We start from the raw sequence: 19944 nt of genomic DNA, 5'->3' as shown, positions 1-19944 counted from the left end.
GAAATTATATACATGCCACATACAAACATCTGACCGGGGTCGGCGCGGGGCCCTACTGCCCCGCCCCACCCGACTCCGCGTAGATCACCAGCGTCCGCTCCGGCTGCCCGGCCACGTGGAACGCCGTGTAGTCGTACGTGACCACGCCCCTGCCCGGCGATCGCAGCCGCTTGCGCCCGCCCCGGCGCGTCCCCACCTCGAACCGGGGCCACCACTCCCGCACCTCGGGACTGCCCTCGTGGAGCTCCTCGACGAGCCGCGCGTACCGGGGGTCGCCCGCATGCTCGCCGGCCAGGGTGCGCACCCGGGCCAGCAGACCCCGCGCCTCGGGCTCCCAGTCGACCACGACATCCCGCGCCAGCGGCTCCAGGAAGGTCCAGCGCACGAGATTGGGCCGCCGGCCGTCGTCGGTGACCAGACGCGGGAACGTCTCCTCGGCAGCCTGGTTGCGACTGAGCACGTCGTACGTGCCGTCGATGACATACGCGGGATGCGGCTGGAGCAGCAGAGGAACCGCGGCGACCTCCGCGGCGAGCGGCTCCGCGTCGGGGGGGTCGGCGGCCGGGGCGCGCCCGGCGAGCTGGAACAGGTGGTCGCGCTCGTTCGGTGAGAGCCGCAGCGCGGTGGCGAGCGCGTCGAGGACCTGGTCGGAGGCGCGGATGTCGCGGCCCTGCTCCAGGTACGTGTACCAAGTGGCGCTCATCCCGGCGAGCAGGGCCAGCTCCTCCCGCCGCAGCCCCGGGGTCCTGCGCCGCCCGGTCGACGGCAGCCCCGCCTCGGCCGGGGTGATCCGCGCCCGGCGGCTGCGCAGGAACGCCCCGAGTTCACGCCGCTGCTCGGACGTCCGGTCCATGCCGCCTGCCACCTTTGGTTCCAGAATAAATGGGCTCTGGATACCAGGTTAGCCGCGGATCAGACTGACACCGAGACACAGAACGGATCTGGAAAGAGCAGGGAGAAACCCATGTCAGGGATCACGGGCAAGGTCGTGGCCATCACCGGGGCGAGCAGCGGCATCGGCGAGGCGACCGCGTTGTTGCTCGCCGAGCGCGGCGCACGTCTGGTTCTGGGCGCGCGGCGCTCGGAGCGGCTGGAGGAGCTGGTCGCCCGCATCGAGAAGGCCGGCGGCGAGGCCGTCGCGATCCGTACGGACGTGACCCGCGTCGACGACGTACGCGCCCTGGTCGGACTCGCGGGCGAGCGGTTCGGGCGGCTCGACGTACTGGTCGGCAATGCGGGGGCGGGCACCATCTCGCCGCTGGACGATCTGCGCACCGACGAGTGGGACCACATGGTCGACGTCAACATCAAGGGTGTGCTGCACGGCATCGGCGCTGCCCTGCCCGTCTTCCGGACCCAGGGCGGCGGCCACTTCGTGACGACGGCGTCCACCGCCGCGTACCGCGTCGCACCGGCGATGGCCGTCTACGCCGGCACGAAGATCGCGGTGCGGGCCATCTGCGAAGGGCTGCGCCAGGAGGCCGGGCCGACGGTGCGGGTGACCACCGTCTCGCCCGGGATGACCGCCACGCCTTTCGCCGAGGGCTCGACGAACGAGAGAGTCCGCGCCGAGATCGCCGGGATGCGGGACCGGATCGCGATCCCGCCCGCGGCGATCGCCCGGGCCATCGCGTTCGCGATCGAGCAGCCGGCCGACGTGGACGTCAACGAGATCGTCGTCCGGCCGACCGCGCAGAGCTGACCGGCACGCCTCTGCCGTCGGTAGGGCGGCGCCCGGGCCGATCGGCGTATCCGTCCCGTCCGACCTGCCCGTGGGCAGGGTCCCGGTGGGACACTCCGGACGTGAACGGGGGGATCCTCGAGCGGGATCTCGAACTGGAGCGGCTGGCCGCCGCCGTGCGGGACGCCACGGACGGCGCCGGTTCCGTCGTGCTCGTCCTGGGCGAGGCCGGGATCGGCAAGTCGTCGCTGGTGCGGGCCCTGCCGCGGGTACTGCCCCGCGGCGCCCGGCTCCTGGTCGGACACTGCGACGACCTGGCTACCGGCCGCCCGCTGGGACCGCTGCGGGACCTGGTCGGGAGCGTGGGCGCCGAGCTGGCGCGGGCGCTGCGCGACGCGGGCGACCGGCACCGGGTCCACGAGGCGCTCCATGCCGAGCTGGCCGGCGGCCCGCACCCCGCGGTGCTGGTCGTGGAGGACGTGCACTGGGCCGACGAGGCCTCCCTGGACGCGCTGCGGTACCTGGTGCGCCGGGTCGAGGGGTTGCCGGCCGTCCTTGTCCTCACCTACCGGGACGACGAGCTGGGCCGCGGCCATCCGCTGCGGCAGTTGCTCGGACTGGTGTCGGGTGCGGCCAGGGTCCACCGGCTCCCCCTGGCCCCACTGTCGCCCGAGGCGGTACGTGCCCTGAGTGCGGCGGCGGACCTCGATCCGGCGCAGGTGTACACCGTGACGTCGGGCAATCCGTTCTTCGTCGCCGAGGTGGTCGCGGCGGGCACCGCCTTTGGCGACAGCGGGGCGGTGCCGCCGACCGTGGTCGACGCCGTGCTGGCCCGGCTGCGCGGACTCTCCGACACGACCAGGGACGCCCTCGAACAGCTGGCCGTGGTGCCCTCCGCGGTGGAGCGCTCCCTCGTCGACGCCCTGCTGGGCGACGGTGAGCGCGACGGCGCGCTCGCGGCCGCCGAACAGGGCGGGCTGCTGGTCGTGGCCGTGGACCGGGTGGCGTTCCGGCACGAGATCATCCGCCGGGTGGTCGTCGACTCGCTGCCCGCGGCCCGGCGCATCGCGCTCGACCGGGCCGTGCTGTCGGCCCTGGTGAAGGACCCCGACGCCGACCGGTCGCGGATCGTGCACCACGCGGCGGCGGCAGGCGACGCCGAGGCTGTCACCCGGTTCGGGCCGGGGGCCGCGCGGGACGCTGCGCGTGCGGGGGCACACCGGGAGGCCGCCGCCCATCTGCGGCTCGTGCTCCGGCACCGGCACCGGTTCGGCCCCGCCGAACGGGCCGATCTGCTGGAGCAGTTCGCGGTCGAGAGCTACACCATCGGGGACGCCGGGGCCGCTGTCGGGGCGCAGCGCGACGCCGTAGGACTGCGCCGGGAGCTGGCCGATCTGCGGGCGCTGGGAGCCGATCTGCGCTGGCTGTCCCGCATCCACTGGTGGGCCGGTGACGCGGACGCCGCGCAGGCCGCCGCGCGCGAGGCCCTCGCCGTCCTCGAACAGGCCGGTGACGAAAGGCTGTTGGCTCTCGCCCTGAGCAACACGGCGCAACTGCGGATGCTGTCCGGCGAGGACGCGGCGGCCGCCGACTACGGCGAGCGGGCCATGGCGCTGGCCCGCTCGGCCGGCGACGCCGCGATCCTCGCGCACGCCCTCAACAACGTCGGCAGCGCCCGCTGGCGGTCCGGGGACCCGGCGGGGCAACGGCAGTTGGAGGAGAGTCTGCGGGTGGCGCTGGCCGCGGGCGAGGTGGAGCACGCCTGCCGCGCGTACGCCAACATCGTCTGGTTCCTCCTCGACGACCTGCGCCTGACCGAGGCGGACCGCTTGCTCACGCCCGCCATGGAGCTCGCCGACCGCGCCGAACACCTGGGTTTTCTCACCTATCTCCGTATCGAGCGGGCCCTGCACCGGTTCGCATCGGGCGACTGGGCGGCGGCCGAGCGGTGCGCGCTGCTCGGCGCCGACGTGTTCCCGCCCGCCCGCTGTCCCGCGCTCACCGTTCTCGCCCGGGTCCGGATCAGGCGCGGCACCGCGGGCGGCGACGAACTCCTCGACCGGGCCTGGCGGATCGCCCTGGGGACGCGCGAACTGCAGCGCACCGGACCGGTGGCGGCGGCCCGCGCCGAGGCCGCCTGGCTGCGCGGCGACCCGGCGGGCGTCGTCGCGGCGGCCGAACCGGTGCACACGCAGGCCCGGCGACTGTCGGCCCCGCCCCACCGCGCCGAACTCGGCTACTGGCTCGCCAAGGCGGGCAGGACCGTGCCGCCGTACGAGTCGTGCCACCCCTACGCGCTCCAAGCGGCGGGCCAGTGGGACAAGGCGGCCCGGGTGTGGCAGGAGGCGGGCTGCCCGTACGAGTACGCGGCCGCCCTCGCGGAGAGCCCGGACCCGGCGGACAAGATGAGCGCGCTGCGGACCCTGGACGCCTTGGGGGCGCGGCCGCTGGCCCGCCTGGTCCGTGCCGAACTGCACGCTCTCGGTGTGCGGCACGTCCCGCGCGGCCCGCACGCGGCGACCCGGCGCAATCCGGCGGGACTGACAGGCCGTCAACTCCAAGTCGTGAGGCTCCTGGTGGAAGGCCTGACCAATCCGGAGATCGCCGACCGGCTGGTCCTCTCCGTGCGCACGGTCGACAACCACGTCCGCGCGGTCCTGGAGAAGCTCGACGCGCCCACCCGGCGCCGGGCTGCCGCGCGGGCCCGTGCACTCGGGCTGCTCCCCGAGGGCGAAACGTAGGCAGGTGCGGGGCCAGAGGTGGGTGGCCGGCACGCATGCCGGGGCGGGGCCCGTGACCGTACAACAGGCGGACCACACCCATCGCTCCCCGGGGGACCGCATGACCACCACGCCCGCACAGGCGGCACGCAGCGAACTCACCGACTTCCACGGCGCGTTGATCGGACCGCAGGACACGGGGTACGGCGAGGCGCGCGCCGTCTACAACGCAATGATCGACCGGCACCCCGCGCTCGTGGCGCGCTGTGCCGACGCCGACGACGTCGCTCGGGTCATCGGCTTCGCGCGCCGGCACGCGCTGCCGCTCGCGGTGCGGGGCGGGGGCCATCACGGGGCGGGCCTCGGCACCTGCGACGACGGCGTCGTGGCGGACCTGGCGCCGCTGAACTCCGTCGAGGTCGACGCCGCCGCCCGCACCGTACGCGTCGGCGGCGGCGCCACCTGGGGGCTGGTCGACACGGCCACCCACGAGCACGGGCTGGCCACACCCAGCGGCATCATCTCCACCACGGGCGTCGGCGGGCTCGCGCTCGGCGGCGGGCTCGGCCACCTCACCCGGCGTCACGGCCTGACGGTCGACAACATCGTGGCGGCGGAGGTCGTCCTGGCCGACGGCACCCGGGTACGCGCGGATGCCGACGGGAACACGGACCTGTACTGGGCGATCCGGGGCGGCGGCGGCAACTTCGGCGTCGTCACCGCGTTCACGTTCCGGCTGCACGAGGTGGACACGGTGGTGGCGGGACCCACCTTCTGGGCGGCCGAGCAGAGCGCTGAAGTCCTCGCCGCCTACCGGGAGTTCATCCCTTCCGCGCCTCGCGACGTGAACGGCTTCTTCATGTACGCGACCGTCCCGCCGGTGCCCCCGTTCCCGGAGGAGCTGCATCACCGCAAGGTGTGCGCCGTCGTGTGGTGCCACACGAAGGACGACCCCGACGCGGCCGGCCGGGCGATGGCCCCGTTCCTCGACGCGCTCCCGGCGCCCCTGCTGCACGCCGTCGCGCCACTGCCGCACCCGGCCCTGCAGTCGATGTTCGACGAGCTCTACCCGCCCGGCGACCAGTGGTACTGGCGGGCCGACTTCGTGCGGGACATCCCGGACGAGGCCGTGGCGCTGCACGCCGAGTTCGGGCCCGAGGCGCCGACCCCGCAGTCCACGATGCACCTGTACCCGATCGACGGCGCCGTGCACGATCTCGGCGCGACCGACACCGCGTTCCACTACCGGGACTCGCGGTGGGCGAGCGTCTACGCGGGCGTCGACCCGGACCCGGCCAACGCCGGGCTCGTCAAGCGCTGGACCGTCGACTACTTCGAGGCACTCCACCCGTTCTCGGCGGGCGGCGCCTACGTGAACATGATGATGGACGAGGGACAGGAGCGCGTACGGGCGAGCTACCGCGGCAACTACGCGCGCCTCGCCCGCGTCAAGGCGGCCCTGGACCCGGAGAACGTCTTCCGCCTCAACCAGAACATCGAGCCCGACCCGGCCTCCCGCTACGAGGCCCGGCCCTGACCGGCCGGATGCGCCATCGACGCGCCGGACTGGCTCCGGGAACGTAGCGTTGCCCGCATGTGCTGGAGCGCGACGGCCGACCTCGTGGCGGGCAGCGCGATCGCCGCGGTGGGGATCGCCTGTGTGACGCGGGCGGCCCGCACCCGGCCGCGCGCCGTGCCGCTGGCGGCGCTGCCGCTGCTGCTCGGCGCGCACCAGATCATCGAGGCGGTGATCTGGAACGACGGCGGCGGCCGCGGCCCCGCCGTCGTCGCCTGGGCGGTGATCGCGCTGCCGTTGCTGCCGCTCTGGGTACCGGCGGGTGTGCTGTTGGTGGCACCGCCCCGGGCCCGCCTGCGCTTGGCGCTCCCGCTCGTGTGCGGCGTCGTGACGTCCGGCTGCCTCGCGTACGTGCTGGCGACGAAGAGCGTCACGGCCACCGTGCGCGGCCACACCATGGCCTACGAGATCGGCCTGCCGCACGCCGGATGGCTGATCGCCGGGTACCTCGTGGCGACCATCGGTTCACTGCTCCTGTCCGGCGAGGCGGGCCTGATCCTGCTGGGGGCCCTGGTCACGGTGGCCGCCGCCGGGTGCGCGGCGCTGTGGCGCTGGGAGTTCATCTCGACCTGGTGCGCCTGCGCCGCGCTGGGCTCGGCGGTCCTGTACGTCTGGGTGCGCCGGAGCGCGCCCCGGCCCGCCGACGGCTGAGGCAGCCGCCTTCCCACCCTCTGGTCGACTCCTTGCTAGAGCCATACGCGAGCGTTAGAGTCTCTAACAGAAGCGATGAGTCATTACGCCGATGCCGCCGTGGGCGGCTGTCGAAGGGATCCGCCATGACCAGCCCCCAGCCCCCGCACGCCGTCCTCGGCTCCGGCCCCGCCGGGACCGCCCTCGCCGAGGAGCTCGTACGCCGCGGCCACCCCGTGCGGCTCGTCGACCGCAAGGGCCGGGGCCCGGCCCTCCCCGGCGTCGAGCGCCTCGCCGCGGATGTCGGCACCGCCGAGGGCGCGCGCGCCGCCGTCGCCGGCGCGGCCGTCGTGTACCACTGCGTCAATGTGGCCTATCACCTCCAGGTCGCCGTGATGCCGGGCATCCAGGAGGCCGTGCTCGGCGCGGTGGAGAAGAGCGGGGCGCGCCTCGTCGTGCTCGACACGCTGTACCCGTACGGCGAGACGGGCGGTGCGGTGATGACGGAGGACTCCCCGTGGCAGGCCACGACGCGCAAGGGACGGATGCGGGCCGACCTGGACGAGAAGTATCTGACGGCGCACCGTGCGGGGCGGGCCCGGGTGGTGCTCGCCCGGTCCGCCGACTTCTTCGGGCCCGCCGTCCTGAACTCGACGCTCGGCGGCGCCGTCTTCCCCGCGGCGCTGACCGGCGGCGAGGTCCCGGCTTTCGGCGACATCGACCAGCCGCACAGTTACACGTACATACGCGATGTCGCGTCCGGCCTCACCACGCTCGGCGAACGCCCCGAAGGCGACGGCCGCGTCTGGCACCTGCCGACCGCTCCGGCCCGGTCCACCCGCTCCGTCCTGGCGATGATCGAGCAGCGCACGGGGCGGCCGATGCGACTGACCGCCGTGACCGAGCCCCGGCCGTTCGGGCCGTTCGACGACGAGTTCATGGCCGAGTACGCCGAGATGTTCTACCAGCACACCGAGCCGCAGATCATGGCCTCGACCGCCTTCGAGCGGCACTTCGGGGTCTCCCCGACGCCCCTCGCCGAGGCCCTGGACGCCACGCTCGCCTGGTACAGCGCGTGGCTCGGCGCCCAGGCCGCGGCCAACTAGACGCCAGCAGGCGTCAGTTGGTGATCGTCACACACGGCAGGCCCACGCTCTCGCCACCACGGAAGCCCTCGGCACACAGGCGCGTACCGGCGGCGAAGTGCCGCTGGGGGTAGGCCTGGTCGCGGTAGGTGCGGAACGCGGCGACGTCCTCCGTCTTCGTACGGGCGCTCCACCCGTCGGTGGTCCAGACCCGGGCGCTGATCGTGTGCGGCTGGTTGGTGTTGATGACCGACACCTCGACCCGGCCGAGGTAGGTGCCGGAGTCGTACGTCTCGATGCACACGGCGTTGTTGCACCACTTGCCGTCGGCGGCGGCGGGCGCCCCGGCCGCGACGACACAGCCGAGCGCGGCCGCCGCGGCGCCGATACCGGAGACGATCTTCTTGAGGACGGCCCGCATGGGTGACTCCCTGAGTGCTCTGCGCCGATGGGTTCCGCGGAGCCGGGACCCGGCTCCGGCAGACCAACGCCGGGCCGGGATCAGGGGTTACGAGGGTGCGCCCGCCCGTGCGACGCCGGTCAGCGCTTGATCTCCTTGATCTTCAGCATGCGCGTGATGACCTTGTCGAGCTCGGCGTCGTCGAAGACCTTCTTCCAGTCGTCGCGGACGATCGACTCGCGGCCGTAGTCCATCGCGATGAGGCAGGCGTCGGAGAACGGGTTGGAGCCCTTGAGGGTGTTGGCGAGGGCGACCTGCGTGTGGCCGAGCAGCATCGCGCGGGCGGCCTTCTCCGGGACGCCGACGGTGTGCACGGTCTCGTGCAGCGCCTCGGTGAGCAGCGCGCCGACCATGCAGGCGATGGTCTCGACGAGCGTCGGCTCCAGGACGGCCAGCTGCTTGACGGTGACCCAGTGGACGTCGACCACGGGGGCGTACATGACGCGGATGACGGCGTCGGCGAGGGCCTGCTTGTCGGCGTCGCCGCCCTCGTACGCGGCGACGACCTCCTGCGGCGCGGCGATGCCGCCGAAGGTGTCCTGCCACTCCTCCTTCGTGGTGCGCTCCAGGAAGACGGACGGGTGGCAGGGGTGCGCGCAGGCGTAGTGCACGTCGTCGCGGGCGAACAGCAGGCCCGCGTACGCGGCGGCCGGGTCGAGCGTGAGGACGACGGCGCCCGGCTTCATCAGCGGGACCAGCTGCTCCGAGACGGTGCCGAGGACGATGTCCGGCACCGCCAGGATCACGACGTCGGCCTCCTTGGCGGCGGCGTCGGAGTCGGTGAGGTCGCGGCCGAGGGAGCGGATCAGCTCCTGGCCCTTCGGGGAGGCCTCGCTGTAGAGGACCCGGAAGTCGCTCTCGACCAGGTTGTTGGAGACGCGCTGGCCCATCTTGCCGGCGGCCCCGATGACGGCGACTGTCTTGTTCTCGGTGGCCATGGTCATTCGCTCCTCAAGAGGGTGGTGATGCTGGTCTTCGTCCACTGGTGTTCGAGCCTGGCGGTGGCGTCGAAGCCGTCGTCCTGCCACGGGAGCCAGTGCTCCACGATCTGGTTGATGCCGCGCTCGTGCGGGCGGACCGCGGCGATCATCGCGGCGTGGTCGAGCAGGCCGGTGCCCAGTGGGCAGCCGGCATAGGTGAAGCCGACCCAGCCGTCACGGCGGGTGAAGGCGAAGTCCTTGACGTGGATGTTCACCACGTACGGGGCGGTCGCCTCGACGACGTCGCACGGGCGCTCCAGGCGGGCCACGCTGTTGCCGGGGTCGAGGACGACACCCAGGTGCGGGTCGTCGACGCCCTTGACCACGGCGAGGAGGTCGTCGGTGGAGACCTGTTCGTAGGTCTCCAGGCCGAGGGTCACCCCGGCCTGTGCGTAGGCGGGCAGTGCCTGCCGCAGCAGTGTGACGGCCTCGTCGACGCCGGGCCGGTGGTCGACGGTGTTCATCATCGAGCGGACCAGCGTGACGTCCAACTGCCCTGCCATGTCCAGGTACTTGGCGAGGTGTTCGGGGCGCACGCCCCGGGTGCCGAGTTCCAGGCGGAGGCCCAGGTCCCGTGCGGCGTCCCGGACATCGGCGAGGCGCGTGGCGTCGTACGACTCGATCTCGGGGAAGTCGCAGATCTGGAAGACCTGACCGCCCAGCTCCTTGGTGTCGACGAGCATGTCGAGCAGGGAGAGGCGCTTGGTCGCCCGCTCCGAGATCCGCCAGAAGTACGCGTAGGTGCTGATGCCGTACGCCATCACGCCACCGCCGTCGGTGCGTTCATGGCCTCGACCTCGTCGAGGATCCGGCCGACGGCGGCCGGGTCGTGCGCGAAGCGGCCCAGGAAGAGGCCGCCGACGGACCCGCCGAGGCGGCTGAGCAGTCCGGGGCCGGCGCTGCCGCCGTAGATGACGGTCGAACCGGCGTGCTGGGGGCGGGAGTTCAGCCACTCCCCCAGCGCCGCGCACACCGTGGTGATGTGCTCCGGCGAGGCAGGCTCGGGGGCTCCGATGGCCCACTGCGGCTCGTAGGCGAGGACGACCTTGCCGCGCATGCCGTACAGCAGGCGGGCGGCCTCGGCGACGGTGCGGCGCGCGGCCTCCTCGGGCTCGACCGGGTCGAGCTCGCCGACGCACAGGACGGGGACGAGCCCGTTGCGCAGGGCGGCCGCGGTCTTCGCGGCGACGACCGTGTCGCCCTCGCCGTAGAGGCGGCGCCGCTCGGCGTGGCCGACCTCGGCGTAACGGCAGCCGATCTCCTTCAGATACGGGCCGGAGACCTCGCCGGTGTACGCGCCGACGTCCTCCGTCGCGATGTCCTGCGCGCCGACGTCGACGCCGCTGCGCGCGAGGATCCCGGCCACCGGCACGATCGCCGGGAAGGCGGGCAGCACGAACAGGCGGGCCGCGCCGCCGGTGACGGCCGGGTGCTCGTCGGCCAACTGGACTACCTTCCGCGACCAGTTGAGGGTCTCGTGGTGCCCGAAGTACATCTTCAGGCTCACCCCGAGCAGGAGCGGGGCAGTCATCAGGCCGCCTCGTAGTCGCTCATCAGCTGGACCTTGGCCGCGGACGGCGAGGAGTCGTCGAAGCGGTAGGTCAGCCACTCGGCGGCGAGGCGGCGGGCCAGTTCCAGGCCGACGACGCGCTGCCCGAAGGTGAGGACCTGCGCGTTGTTGGAGAGCACCGCGCGCTCCACGGAGAAGGAGTCGTGGGCGGTGACCGCGCGGATCCCCTTGACCTTGTTGGCGGCGATCGCGACGCCGAGGCCGGTGCCGCACACGAGCAGCGCCCGGTCGGCTTCGCCGCGGGCCACCATCTCGGCGGCGGCGATGGCGATCTCGGGGTAAGCGGTGTGCCCGTCGGCGTCCACGCCGACATCGGTGACCTCGGCGACGAGCTCGCTCGCCAGGAGGTCCTTCTTCAGGGCCTCCTTGTACTGGTGGCCGGCGTCGTCGCTGCCGACGACGATCCGCAGCTTCTCACTCATGTCACGTGTCCTTAAAGGGAGTTACTGGCAGGTGGCGAGCGCGCCGTGGACGGCGCGGACGATCAGGGCGAGGGAGTGCGCCCCCGCGTCGGGTGTGCCGAGCGACTTCTCGGCGTGCGGGCGGGCGCGGCCCATGCGGGGCAGGAGGTCCGCGGTGGCGCGGGCCGACCGCTCGGCGGCGTCCGCCGCCGCGGCCCAGGCCGTGGCCAGCCCGGCTCCCGTGGCGACCTGGTGGCCGAGCGTCTCGGCGAAGGGGACGAGGACGTCCACCATCGTCTTGTCGCCGACCTCGGCGCCGCCGGTCCTGCGGACGTCGTCGGACGCCTGCCGGACTCCGTGGGCGACGGACGCCGGGGTCGGCCGTTCGGTGTCGCCGAGGGCGTCGGCGAGGGCGCGCAGGATGATGCCCCACAGGGCGCCCGAGGTGCCGCCGGCCCTGTCCGCCCAGGCGTCACCGGCGGCGGTCAGCAGGGAGCCCGCTCCCGCGCCCGACTCGCGTGCGTGCTGGGCGGCTTCGTAGGCGGCTCCCGCGCCGCGCCGCATGCCGATGCCGTGGTCGCCGTCTCCCGCGACGGCGTCGATGCGTCCGAGTTCGTCGGCGTGCGCCTCGACGGTCTCGTTGAGCAGCCGCAACGCGTCGAGGGCGGTGGCGGCGGCCCTGCGGGAGTCCTCGCTCGCCTCATAGGTGTCGGCGCCGCGCTCGTCCTCCTGAACCGGCTCCTCGGTGACGACGGCCGTGGCGGGCACGGCGCCCTTGCGGTAGGCGGGAGTGTCGGCGGGCGCGGTCCACAGCGCTTCGAGACTGTCGTCGAGCCAGGTCAGGGTGAGGGAGACACCCGCCATGTCGAAGCTGGTGACGAGCTCGCCGACCTCGGGGTCGACGGCCTGTACGCCCGCGTCGGCGAGGAGCCGGGCCACGCGCCGGTAGACGACGAAGAGTTCCTCGTACTTGACGGAGCCGAGGCCGTTGAGGATGACGGCGGCGCGCTGCCCGTCCGGGCCGGTGACGCCGTCGGGGAGTTCCTCCAGGAGGGCCGAGACGAGGAGTTCGGCGGCCTCGTCGGCGGTGGGCACGGCCGCCTCACCGATGCCGGGTTCGCCGTGGATGCCGAGGCCGAGGGCCATCCGGTCCTCGGGGACGGAGAACAGCGGGTGGTCGGCGCCGGGCAGGGTGCAGCCGGAGAAGGCGATGCCGAAGGAGCGGGTGCGGGCGCCTGCGTGCGCGGCGACGGCCGCCACTTCGTCGAGCGTCAGCCCCTGCTCGGCGGCGGCCGCGGCGGCCTTGAAGACGGGCAGGTCGCCCGCGATGCCGCGGCGCTTGTGGGTCTCGTCGGGGGCGGCGCTGGAGAGGTCGTCGGTGACGGCGAAGGTGCGGGCGGGGATGCCCTCGGCGGTGAGCCGCTGCGCCGCCTGCCCGAAGTGCAGGACGTCGCCGGCGTAGTTGCCGTAGAGGAGCAGGACACCGCCGCCGGCCTCGGCGGCGCGGGCCACGTTACGTATCTGCTGGGCGGAGGGTGAGGCGAAGACGTTGCCGACGGCGGCGCCGTGCGCGAGGCCCTGGCCGACCAGGCCCGAGAAGGCCGGGTAGTGGCCGGAACCGCCGCCGATGACGACGGCCACCTGGCCGGGCGTCTTCGCGGTGGCCCGCACCACCCCGCCCGGTACGGGGCGCACCCAGCGGCGGTGGGCGGCTGCGAATCCTTCGAGCGCTTCGTCGGCGAAGGCGGCGGGGTCGTTGTAGAGGCGGGTCATCGCTGGTTCTCCGCGGGGGCTGAAGTGGCTGACAGAGACTGGGGGTTGCGGGCGGCGAGCCAGATCATCAGTGCGGCCGACACGAGCATGAAGACGCCGACGAGATAGAGCGGTACGTAGTAGGCGCCGGTCCAGTCCTTGAGCCAGCCCGTGATGTAACTGGAGGCGAATCCGGCGATGTTGCCCGCCGTGTTGATGAGGGCGATACCGGCCGCGGCTGCCGCTCCGGTGAGGAAGCGGGAGGGCACGGCCCAGAAGACCGGGAGCGCGGCGAAGATGGCGCAGGCGGTGACCGTGATGACGGCGACGGTGGCGGCGGGCGAGCCCATGTAGAGGGCGAGCGGGATCGAGATGCCGCCGACGATCGCGGGTCCGGCGACGTGCCAGGTGCTGGTGCCGTGCCGGGTGGCGTGCCGGCTCCAGAAGAAGAGGACGAAGGCCGCGGGAAGATAGGGGATCGCGGTGATCCACGCCTTGTCCATCACGGTGAACGTGGTGTCGTACTGCTCCTGGAAGCCGTTGATGATGGTCGGCAGGAAGAACGCGAGCGCGTAGAGCCCGTAGACGAATCCGAAGTAGACGACGGCAAGGATCCAGACGCGGCTGTTGGTGAACGCCGTCTTCAGGTCGCCCTTGGCGTGCGCGCCGTCGTGGCCGGCCTTCTCGGCGTTCTCGGCGTCCAGCTCCTTGGTGAGCCAGTCCCGTTCGGACGGGGTCAGCCACTTCGCGTCCGCCGGGCGATCGATCAGGTAGAACCAGGCGATGACGCCGAGCAGGATCGCCGGGATGGACACGAACAGGAACATCACGCGCCAGCCCTCCAGGCCGAACAGGCCGTGGTGGCCGATCAGCCAGCCCGCGAGCGGGGCGCCGAAGACCGTGGTCAGCGGCTGGGCGAGGTAGAAGAGTCCGAGGATCTTGGTGCGGTGCCGGCTCGGCACCCACTGGCTCAGGAAGAGGATCGCGCCGGGGAAGAACCCGGCTTCGGCGACGCCGAGCAGGAAGCGCAGCGTGTAGAGGCCGCCGCTGCTGTTCACCCAGGTGAAGAGGAGCGAGACGATGCCCCAGGTGACCATGATCCGGGCCAGCCAGCGGCGGGCACCGAAGCGGTGCAGGGCCATGTTGCTGGGGACTTCGAGCACGATGTAGCCGAGGAAGAAGATCCCGGAGGCGAAGCCGAACTGGGCGGCGGTCAGGGCCAGGTCCTGGCCCATCCCGTTGGGTTCGGCGAACGAGACCGCCGTGCGGTCCAGATAGTTCACGAAGAACATCAGGGCCACGAACGGGACGAGGCGGATCGAGATCTTCTTGATCGCCGACGCTTCGACGGCTGATCGCGCCTCTGTCACGGGCGGCGCGGTGCTGGCAGGCATGGCGACTCCTCGGCTCGCCGGACAGCTCTGTCCGGACTTGGGTCACTCTCGGCGCCGGGAGGCGGGCAGCGGGACTGTCCACGCCGGTGGGGGCCGATCTGCGTTTCACGCTATGCCCGATCTTCAAATTGGTCACCAATTTACCAATGTGGCGAGCGTCGCACTTGTCGCCTCTGGTTGAACCCTTGACAAAGCGCCTGTGAAGAGATGTCGCGCGCGACCGGCGAGGGGCCCCGAGCGGCGGTCTGGTCTACTGGTGACCGTGACCAGTCAGCCCGCCAACGCCGCGCCCGGCGACCAGCCCGACCTCGCCCAACTCCTGCGCCCGGTGGTGCGGGAGTCCTCGGTGAGCGAGGTCGCCAAGCGACTTCTCGACCACCTCTCCGCGGGCAACATCAGGCCCGGGACGCGGCTGCCCGCCGAGCGCCAGCTCGCCGAGGCGCTCGGGGTGGCGCGCTCCAGCGTCCGTGGCGCGCTGTCCGCGCTCGACGTGCTGGGCATCATCGAGATCCGGCCGGGCTCGGGCTCGTATGTGCGCGAGGGCACCTCGGAGTTCCTGCCGCGCGCCATCAACTGGGGCCTGATGCTGGGCCAGCGACGCACCCGGGACCTCGTCGAGGTGCGCACCTACATGGAGGGCGTCTCGGCGCGGCTCGCCGCGGAGCGCGCGACGGACGAGGACGTGGCCCGCCTGGAGGAACACCTGCGGCACATGCGGGAGGCGGGCAGCGACGTCAAGGCGTTCATCGACGCCGACATCGCCTTCCACCTGGAGTGCGCGAGCATCGCCCGCAACACGGTCCTCAGCGACATCCTGCACAGCATCCGGGCGCTGCTCCAGGTGTGGATGGAGCGGGTCAGCGACATCGAGGGCACCGTCAGCGGCACCCTGTGCGAGCACGACGCCGTGCTCGACGCGATCCGCGCCCGGGACCCGGAGGCGGCGGACCGGGCGATGGCCGAGCACATGCGGATGGCGAGCGCGCGGCTGCGGGAGTCGGTGGACCCGGGCGGCGAGGGCGACCGGCCGGCCTGAGCCGTCCGTCCCGCACTCCGGCCACGACACAGGCTCTCAGCTGAAGGTACGGCGGTACGCCTGCGGGCTGACGCCCGTCGTGCGCTTGAAGCGGTCGCGGAACGCGGTGGGCGAGCCGAAGCCGACCTGGGCCGCGATCCGTTCCACCGGGTGCCCGGTGGTCTCCAGCAGGTGCTGGGCCTGCCGGATGCGGGCGCGATGGAGCCACTGCAGCGGCGTGGTGCCGGTCTGCTCGCGAAAGCGCCGCATGAGCGTGCGCGTGCTGACGCCGGCGCGAGCCGCGATGTCGGCGAGGGTGAGTTCGCTGTCGAGGTGGTCCCGGAGCCAGCCGAGGAGCGGTTCGAAGGACGATCCCTGAGGCGTGGGCGTGGGCGTGTGGTCGTGGACGATGAACTGCGCCTGCCCGCCCTCCCGTTCGAGCGGCATGACCGAGAGCCGGGCCGCGTCCGCTGCCACCGCCGAGCCGTAGTCGCGGCGGATCATGTGCAGGCACAGGTCGAGCCCCGCGGCCGCGCCGGCCGAGGTGAGGATCTGCCCGTTGTCGACGTACAGGACGTCGGCGTCGACCTCGACCGCCGGGTACGCGGCGGCGAGCAGGTCCGCCGCGATCCAGTGGGTCGTGGCGCGCAGCCCGTCGAGGAGGCCGGTCGCCGCCAGCGGGAAGGTGCCCGCGCAGATGGACGCGATGCGCGTGCCCTGCGCGGCGGCCGTCCGCAGGGCGTCACGGACGGCGGGCGCGAGGGGGGCGGTGGGCGTGGCGGTGCCGGGGACGATGATCGTGTCCGCGCCCTTGAGCCCGTCCAGACCCCGGCGCGCGCGGATCGTGAACGTGCCCGCGTCCACCTCGGTCCGCTCGGCGCAGACCCGGACCTGGTAGCCGGGGCGGCCGTCCGGCAGGCGGGTACGGGCGAAGACCTCGATCGGCGTGGCCAGGTCGAAGGGGATCACCTGGTCCAGCGCCAGGACGGCGACGATGTGCATGGCCAGAACATACTCCTCCCGCTGGATACCGCCACTGTCTTCCGGACGCCTGTACGTGCTTCATCGCTCGGGCGACCCGCAGATGACCCGCTTGCGCGCTGATGTTGGCGCTTGGCGTTATTCCGTTGACTGTCGTCATTAATGCCACTGGGAGTCAGGGGTCCGGCTGACTAGCGTCGACGGCGAACCCGGCGCGGACCGGACCCGGCGCACGTGAAGGAACCTCCCCCATGCACGTCCAGATCGTCCTTTTCGACGGCTTCGATCCCCTCGATGCCATCGCCCCGTTCGAGGTGCTGCACGCGGGCGGCGCCGCGTCCGGCGGGGCGGTCGGGGTGGAGCTGGTCTCCGCCGAGGGGGCGCGCGACGTGGTCGGCGGGACCGGCGGACTCACCCTGCGGGCCACCGCCGCCCTCGACCCGTCGCGCGCGGGCCTGATGGTGGTGCCCGGCGCCTCGGGGCCCGTCGGGGAACCCGGCGACGTGCCCGCCGACGACGCGGCCGAGGCCACCATCCCCATGCTGCTCGGCCGCACCCTCGCCACCGGACTGCCCGGACTGCTCGGCGCCGCGATGGACAACCCCGAACTGACGGTCGCCACCGTCTGCGGCGGTTCACTCGTCCTGGCCCTCGCCGGCCTCCTGGAGGGCCGCCGTGCCACCACACATCACCTGGGCCTCGACCTGCTGGACGCCACCGGCGCGCACGCGGTGCGGGCCCGGGTCGTCGACGACGGCGACCTCGTCACCGGCGCCGGTGTCACCTCGGGGCTCGACCTTGCCCTGTATCTGCTGGAGCGCGAGGTGGGTCCCCAAGTCGCCCACGCCGTCGAGGAGTTGTTCGCGTACGAGCGGCGCGGCACCGTCTGGCGTGCCGCCGGCCCGGTGCCCGCCGGTTTCTGACCGCGACCGGCTCCCGCCCCGCCCGGGAACCGCGGGCGAGAAGAAACAAGAAGAGAGAAGAAGCATTCGCATGTCCGTCGAAGGCATCTGGGACCTGTCCGTCGCCACCCCCATCGGTACGGTCAAGGCCGTCGTGGAACTCCATGAGAACGGCACCGCCCTCACCGGCGTCGCACACGGGGCGGGCGAAGAAGTACCGCTCAAGGAAGTGCGGTTGACCGGCGACCTCCTCACCTGGAAGCAGGCCGTCACCAAGCCCCTGCGGCTGAATCTGGCGTTCGCCGTGACGGTCGACGGCGACTCCCTGAGCGGCACGTCCCGCGCCGGGCGCCTGCCGGCCTCGAAGGTCAGCGGCGCCCGCCGCCCCGCGGACCCGGGTACGGAGCGCTGACCATGACGAAGTTCCTGCTCAGCCTGCACGTCCTGGCCGCCGTCCTGACCGTGGGGCCGGTCACCGTCGCCGCCGGCATGTTCCCCAGGTCGCTGCGGCAGGCGCTCGGTTCGCCGGGGGACGCGGAGCCGGTGTCGACCCTGGGAACGCTGCACCGCATCTGCCGGGTCTACGCGGCCATCGGGGTCGCCGTGCCGCTCTTCGGGTTCGCGACGGCGAGCAGCCTGGGAGTCCTCGGCGACGTCTGGCTGATCGTCTCGATCCTGCTGACCGCCGGTGCCGCGGCGGTGCTGGCGCTGTGGATCCTGCCCGCGCAGGAGACCGCCCTCGACGCGGTACGGCAGCCCGCCGCCTCGCCCCACCCCCGCGCCGCCCGCCAACTGGCAGCGCTCACCGGTGTGTTCAACCTGCTGTGGGCCACGGTCACCGTCCTGATGATCGTCCGTCCGGGCTCCACCACAGGAGCGTGACCGTGCATACACGCCCCCTGCGCATCGCCGCGAACACCGAACTCCTTTCCCTGGCCCTCCTGTTGGGGAACGTCGCGACCATGCACCTCCAAGCCGTCTCCTCCCTCATGGGACCCGCGCACGGCTGCGCGTACCTGTGCGTCATCGGCGCGACGTGGCGGCAGCGACGGGCGGACGGCGCCACAAAAGCCGTCGCGCTGCTGCCCGGGATCGGCGGGCTCCTCGCGGTCCGGCGGCTCGGCCGTCCCCCCGCCGCCGCGCTCGCCGGCCACTGAAATCCGGCTGCGGTTGAACACCTGACGAACAGTCGGCGAAGCTCGGTGACGGACCCGCCGCAGGACTCGGCGGGTCCGTACCGTCGCTCCCATGGGATGGCTCGAGATCGCCTTCACGGCCGCGGGGCTGCTGCTCGGCGCCGTCTCCATCATCACTCCGTTCGTCGCGGACCGGCGGGCGCGGCGCAGCAGGCGCATCGGTTTCCGCAAGCAGATGGACATCGCCATAGGGCACAACGGCGCGGCTTCCCTGTCCGGGGCCGATCCGCGGCTCGGCCTGTTCAACGACCTGCCCGCGATGCGGGACGCCACCCTGGTGCTGCTGCGCATCGAGAACGACGGGTCGCGGCACGTCGAGGAGTCGGACTACATCGACCCGTCGTCGCAGTACGGGCTCACCGCCGAATTTCCCGGGCGGCGCATCGAGGCCCAGGACGTCACGCTGCCCGACGAACACGCCAACCTGATGGGCTACTTCGAGAATCAGCCCGGTCTGCTCGTTGCCGGTCCGAGCACTCTGCGCGTACCGCGCGTCCCGCTGAAGCCAGGCGCGCACTACAAGATCCTGGTGCTTCTGACGGGTGGTCAGGAGGGCGACCGGGTGACCGTCACCGGTGACCTCAAGGACGGCACGCTCCACGAGAACCACAGTCTCACCCCGGACGAGAAGCCGCCGGTGTTCAGCAAGCAGGCCCGGTGGACGACCGTCGCGCTCGGGCTCGCGCTGATCGCCGCCGCCACACTGCCCCTGCTCCTGCCGCCGGCGCTGCCGGACGACTGCGAAAGCGGCACGCTGCGGCTGACGGGGTCGACCGCGTTCGCGCCGGTGATGTCCGAGCTGGCGAAGAAGTACCGGGCCCACTGCGGCGGCCGTCCGGACATCACGGTGGCCGCCCACGGCAGCCGTACCGGGGTGCGGGAACTCGCCCTGTCCGACGGCCGGCCCGAGCAGGGGGCGACGGTGATCGCGTTCTCGGACGGGCCGCGCCCGGCGGGCTACACCCGGCTCAGCGAGAGCCGCGTCGCGGTCTCCCTGTTCACCCTCGTCGTCCACGACGACGTGCGCCTGACGAACCTGTCCGTCGCCGACGTGCGCCGTATCTACCGGGGCGACATCCGCAACTGGAGCCGGCTCGGCGGCCCGGACCTGCCCGTCGTCCTGGTCAGCCGCACCTCCGGCTCCGGCACTCGCAGCGCGCTCGGCAGCCGGGTCCTGGCGGGCGCCGACGAACCGCCCGCCTCCTCCGACGACTGCGTCAACCGCACGGTGCGCACCGCCGCCGTACTGCGCTGCGAGCTCGACTCGACGGAGCAGGTCCTCGACACCGTGGCCCGCACTCCCGGCGCCATCGGGTACAGCGAGCTGCGTGCCGCGTCCCCGCCGGAGGCGCCGCGCGGACTGCACCGGCTCACCCTCGACGGGCAGGCGCCCGACCCCGACCGGCTCAAGAACAGCGGCTACCCGTACCGGGCGATCGAGTACGCGTACACCTACGGCCGCCCGCCCGCCGACTCACTGGCGTCGAGCTTCCTCTCGTACACCGTCGACAACGGGACCGGCAAGGGCGTGGTCGCCACCCACGGCCATCTGCCCTGCGGTACGGCGGTCGGGCTCCAGGTGTGCGGCGAGGGCGACTGAA

General features: G+C 72.7%; 20 protein-coding genes. 11 read left to right on the top strand and 9 right to left on the bottom strand.

The genetic code is table 11. The features are described from left to right. Nucleotides 1-52: 52 nt before the first annotated feature. Nucleotides 53-853 carry a helix-turn-helix transcriptional regulator gene (locus AB0J02_RS13235; protein WP_363193725.1) on the bottom strand — a complete coding sequence of 267 codons (801 nt, stop codon included), beginning with the start codon at nucleotides 851-853 and terminating at the stop codon, nucleotides 53-55. A gap of 111 nt (nucleotides 854-964) precedes the next feature. Between AB0J02_RS13235 and AB0J02_RS13230 the strand changes: the two genes are divergently transcribed. The 5 genes from AB0J02_RS13230 (at nucleotide 965) to AB0J02_RS13210 (ending at nucleotide 7713) form a co-directional block, all read left to right on the top strand. Next, nucleotides 965-1702, top strand: a complete 738-nt coding sequence (locus AB0J02_RS13230) for an SDR family oxidoreductase (RefSeq protein ID WP_363193724.1) — start codon at nucleotides 965-967, stop codon at nucleotides 1700-1702. 101 nt (nucleotides 1703-1803) lie between these two features. Further along, nucleotides 1804-4422, top strand: coding sequence for an AAA family ATPase (locus tag AB0J02_RS13225; RefSeq protein WP_363193723.1), 2619 nt, complete (start codon nucleotides 1804-1806; stop codon nucleotides 4420-4422). 100 nt (nucleotides 4423-4522) lie between these two features. Next, the gene (locus AB0J02_RS13220; protein WP_363193722.1) at nucleotides 4523-5938 is read left to right on the top strand and encodes an FAD-binding oxidoreductase; all 1416 of its coding nucleotides are present in this window, start codon (nucleotides 4523-4525) and stop codon (nucleotides 5936-5938) included. Nucleotides 5939-5995: 57 nt separating this feature from the next. Beyond that, on the top strand, nucleotides 5996-6628 hold the full coding sequence (locus AB0J02_RS13215; protein WP_363193721.1) for a DUF6629 family protein: 633 nt from the start codon (nucleotides 5996-5998) through the stop codon (nucleotides 6626-6628). A 125-nt stretch (nucleotides 6629-6753) separates the two neighbouring features. After that, nucleotides 6754-7713, top strand: a complete 960-nt coding sequence (locus tag AB0J02_RS13210) for an NAD-dependent epimerase/dehydratase family protein (protein WP_363193720.1) — start codon at nucleotides 6754-6756, stop codon at nucleotides 7711-7713. Between the two features lie 13 nt (nucleotides 7714-7726). On the opposite strand, the gene AB0J02_RS13205 is transcribed toward AB0J02_RS13210, so the two are convergent. From AB0J02_RS13205 to AB0J02_RS13175, 7 genes are all read right to left on the bottom strand, one after another. Continuing rightward, nucleotides 7727-8113: a hypothetical protein gene (locus tag AB0J02_RS13205; RefSeq protein ID WP_363193719.1), complete on the bottom strand. Its 387-nt coding sequence runs from the start codon at nucleotides 8111-8113 to the stop codon at nucleotides 7727-7729. Between the two features lie 119 nt (nucleotides 8114-8232). Then, a complete protein-coding gene (locus AB0J02_RS13200; RefSeq protein WP_363193718.1) occupies nucleotides 8233-9135 on the bottom strand; it encodes a phosphogluconate dehydrogenase C-terminal domain-containing protein in 903 nt (300 codons plus the stop codon). Beyond that, nucleotides 9093-9893: a TIM barrel protein gene (locus AB0J02_RS13195; RefSeq protein ID WP_363193717.1), complete on the bottom strand. Its 801-nt coding sequence runs from the start codon at nucleotides 9891-9893 to the stop codon at nucleotides 9093-9095. The genes AB0J02_RS13200 and AB0J02_RS13195 overlap by 43 nt, the downstream gene beginning before the upstream one ends. Beyond that, the gene (locus AB0J02_RS13190; RefSeq protein WP_363193716.1) at nucleotides 9893-10663 is read right to left on the bottom strand and encodes a triose-phosphate isomerase family protein; all 771 of its coding nucleotides are present in this window, start codon (nucleotides 10661-10663) and stop codon (nucleotides 9893-9895) included. Before AB0J02_RS13190 ends, AB0J02_RS13195 begins: the two co-directional genes overlap by 1 nt. Beyond that, nucleotides 10663-11124: a ribose-5-phosphate isomerase gene (locus AB0J02_RS13185; RefSeq protein WP_363193715.1), complete on the bottom strand. Its 462-nt coding sequence runs from the start codon at nucleotides 11122-11124 to the stop codon at nucleotides 10663-10665. The genes AB0J02_RS13190 and AB0J02_RS13185 overlap by 1 nt, the downstream gene beginning before the upstream one ends. Before the next feature lie 21 nt (nucleotides 11125-11145). Next, nucleotides 11146-12876: a dihydroxyacetone kinase family protein gene (locus AB0J02_RS13180; protein ID WP_363193714.1), complete on the bottom strand. Its 1731-nt coding sequence runs from the start codon at nucleotides 12874-12876 to the stop codon at nucleotides 11146-11148. After that, entirely contained in the window at nucleotides 12873-14249 is a 1377-nt protein-coding gene (locus AB0J02_RS13175; RefSeq protein WP_363193713.1) for an MFS transporter, read from the bottom strand. The genes AB0J02_RS13180 and AB0J02_RS13175 overlap by 4 nt, the downstream gene beginning before the upstream one ends. A gap of 262 nt (nucleotides 14250-14511) precedes the next feature. Between AB0J02_RS13175 and AB0J02_RS13170 the strand changes: the two genes are divergently transcribed. Beyond that, nucleotides 14512-15285 carry a FadR/GntR family transcriptional regulator gene (locus AB0J02_RS13170; RefSeq protein ID WP_363193712.1) on the top strand — a complete coding sequence of 258 codons (774 nt, stop codon included), beginning with the start codon at nucleotides 14512-14514 and terminating at the stop codon, nucleotides 15283-15285. A gap of 36 nt (nucleotides 15286-15321) precedes the next feature. Here AB0J02_RS13170 and AB0J02_RS13165 read toward each other — a convergent pair whose 3' ends face one another. Beyond that, nucleotides 15322-16266, bottom strand: coding sequence for a helix-turn-helix domain-containing protein (locus tag AB0J02_RS13165; RefSeq protein WP_363193711.1), 945 nt, complete (start codon nucleotides 16264-16266; stop codon nucleotides 15322-15324). Between the two features lie 230 nt (nucleotides 16267-16496). On the opposite strand from AB0J02_RS13165, the gene AB0J02_RS13160 reads away from it, so the two are divergent. The 5 genes from AB0J02_RS13160 (at nucleotide 16497) to AB0J02_RS13140 (ending at nucleotide 19943) form a co-directional block, all read left to right on the top strand. Then, nucleotides 16497-17168 carry a DJ-1/PfpI family protein gene (locus AB0J02_RS13160; protein WP_363193710.1) on the top strand — a complete coding sequence of 224 codons (672 nt, stop codon included), beginning with the start codon at nucleotides 16497-16499 and terminating at the stop codon, nucleotides 17166-17168. A gap of 70 nt (nucleotides 17169-17238) precedes the next feature. Then, a complete protein-coding gene (locus tag AB0J02_RS13155) occupies nucleotides 17239-17559 on the top strand; it encodes a hypothetical protein (protein WP_363193709.1) in 321 nt (106 codons plus the stop codon). A 2-nt stretch (nucleotides 17560-17561) separates the two neighbouring features. Beyond that, nucleotides 17562-18029 carry a hypothetical protein gene (locus AB0J02_RS13150; RefSeq protein WP_363193708.1) on the top strand — a complete coding sequence of 156 codons (468 nt, stop codon included), beginning with the start codon at nucleotides 17562-17564 and terminating at the stop codon, nucleotides 18027-18029. A gap of 2 nt (nucleotides 18030-18031) precedes the next feature. Beyond that, on the top strand, nucleotides 18032-18304 hold the full coding sequence (locus AB0J02_RS13145; protein WP_363193707.1) for a DUF3817 domain-containing protein: 273 nt from the start codon (nucleotides 18032-18034) through the stop codon (nucleotides 18302-18304). A gap of 91 nt (nucleotides 18305-18395) precedes the next feature. Continuing rightward, nucleotides 18396-19943 carry a substrate-binding domain-containing protein gene (locus tag AB0J02_RS13140; RefSeq protein ID WP_363193706.1) on the top strand — a complete coding sequence of 516 codons (1548 nt, stop codon included), beginning with the start codon at nucleotides 18396-18398 and terminating at the stop codon, nucleotides 19941-19943. Nucleotide 19944 lies beyond the last annotated feature (1 nt).

Source organism: Streptomyces sp. NPDC050264 (assembly GCF_040655895.1).
In the GTDB taxonomy this organism is placed as follows: domain Bacteria; phylum Actinomycetota; class Actinomycetes; order Streptomycetales; family Streptomycetaceae; genus Streptomyces.
This window is presented reverse-complemented; position numbering and strand designations above follow the sequence as displayed.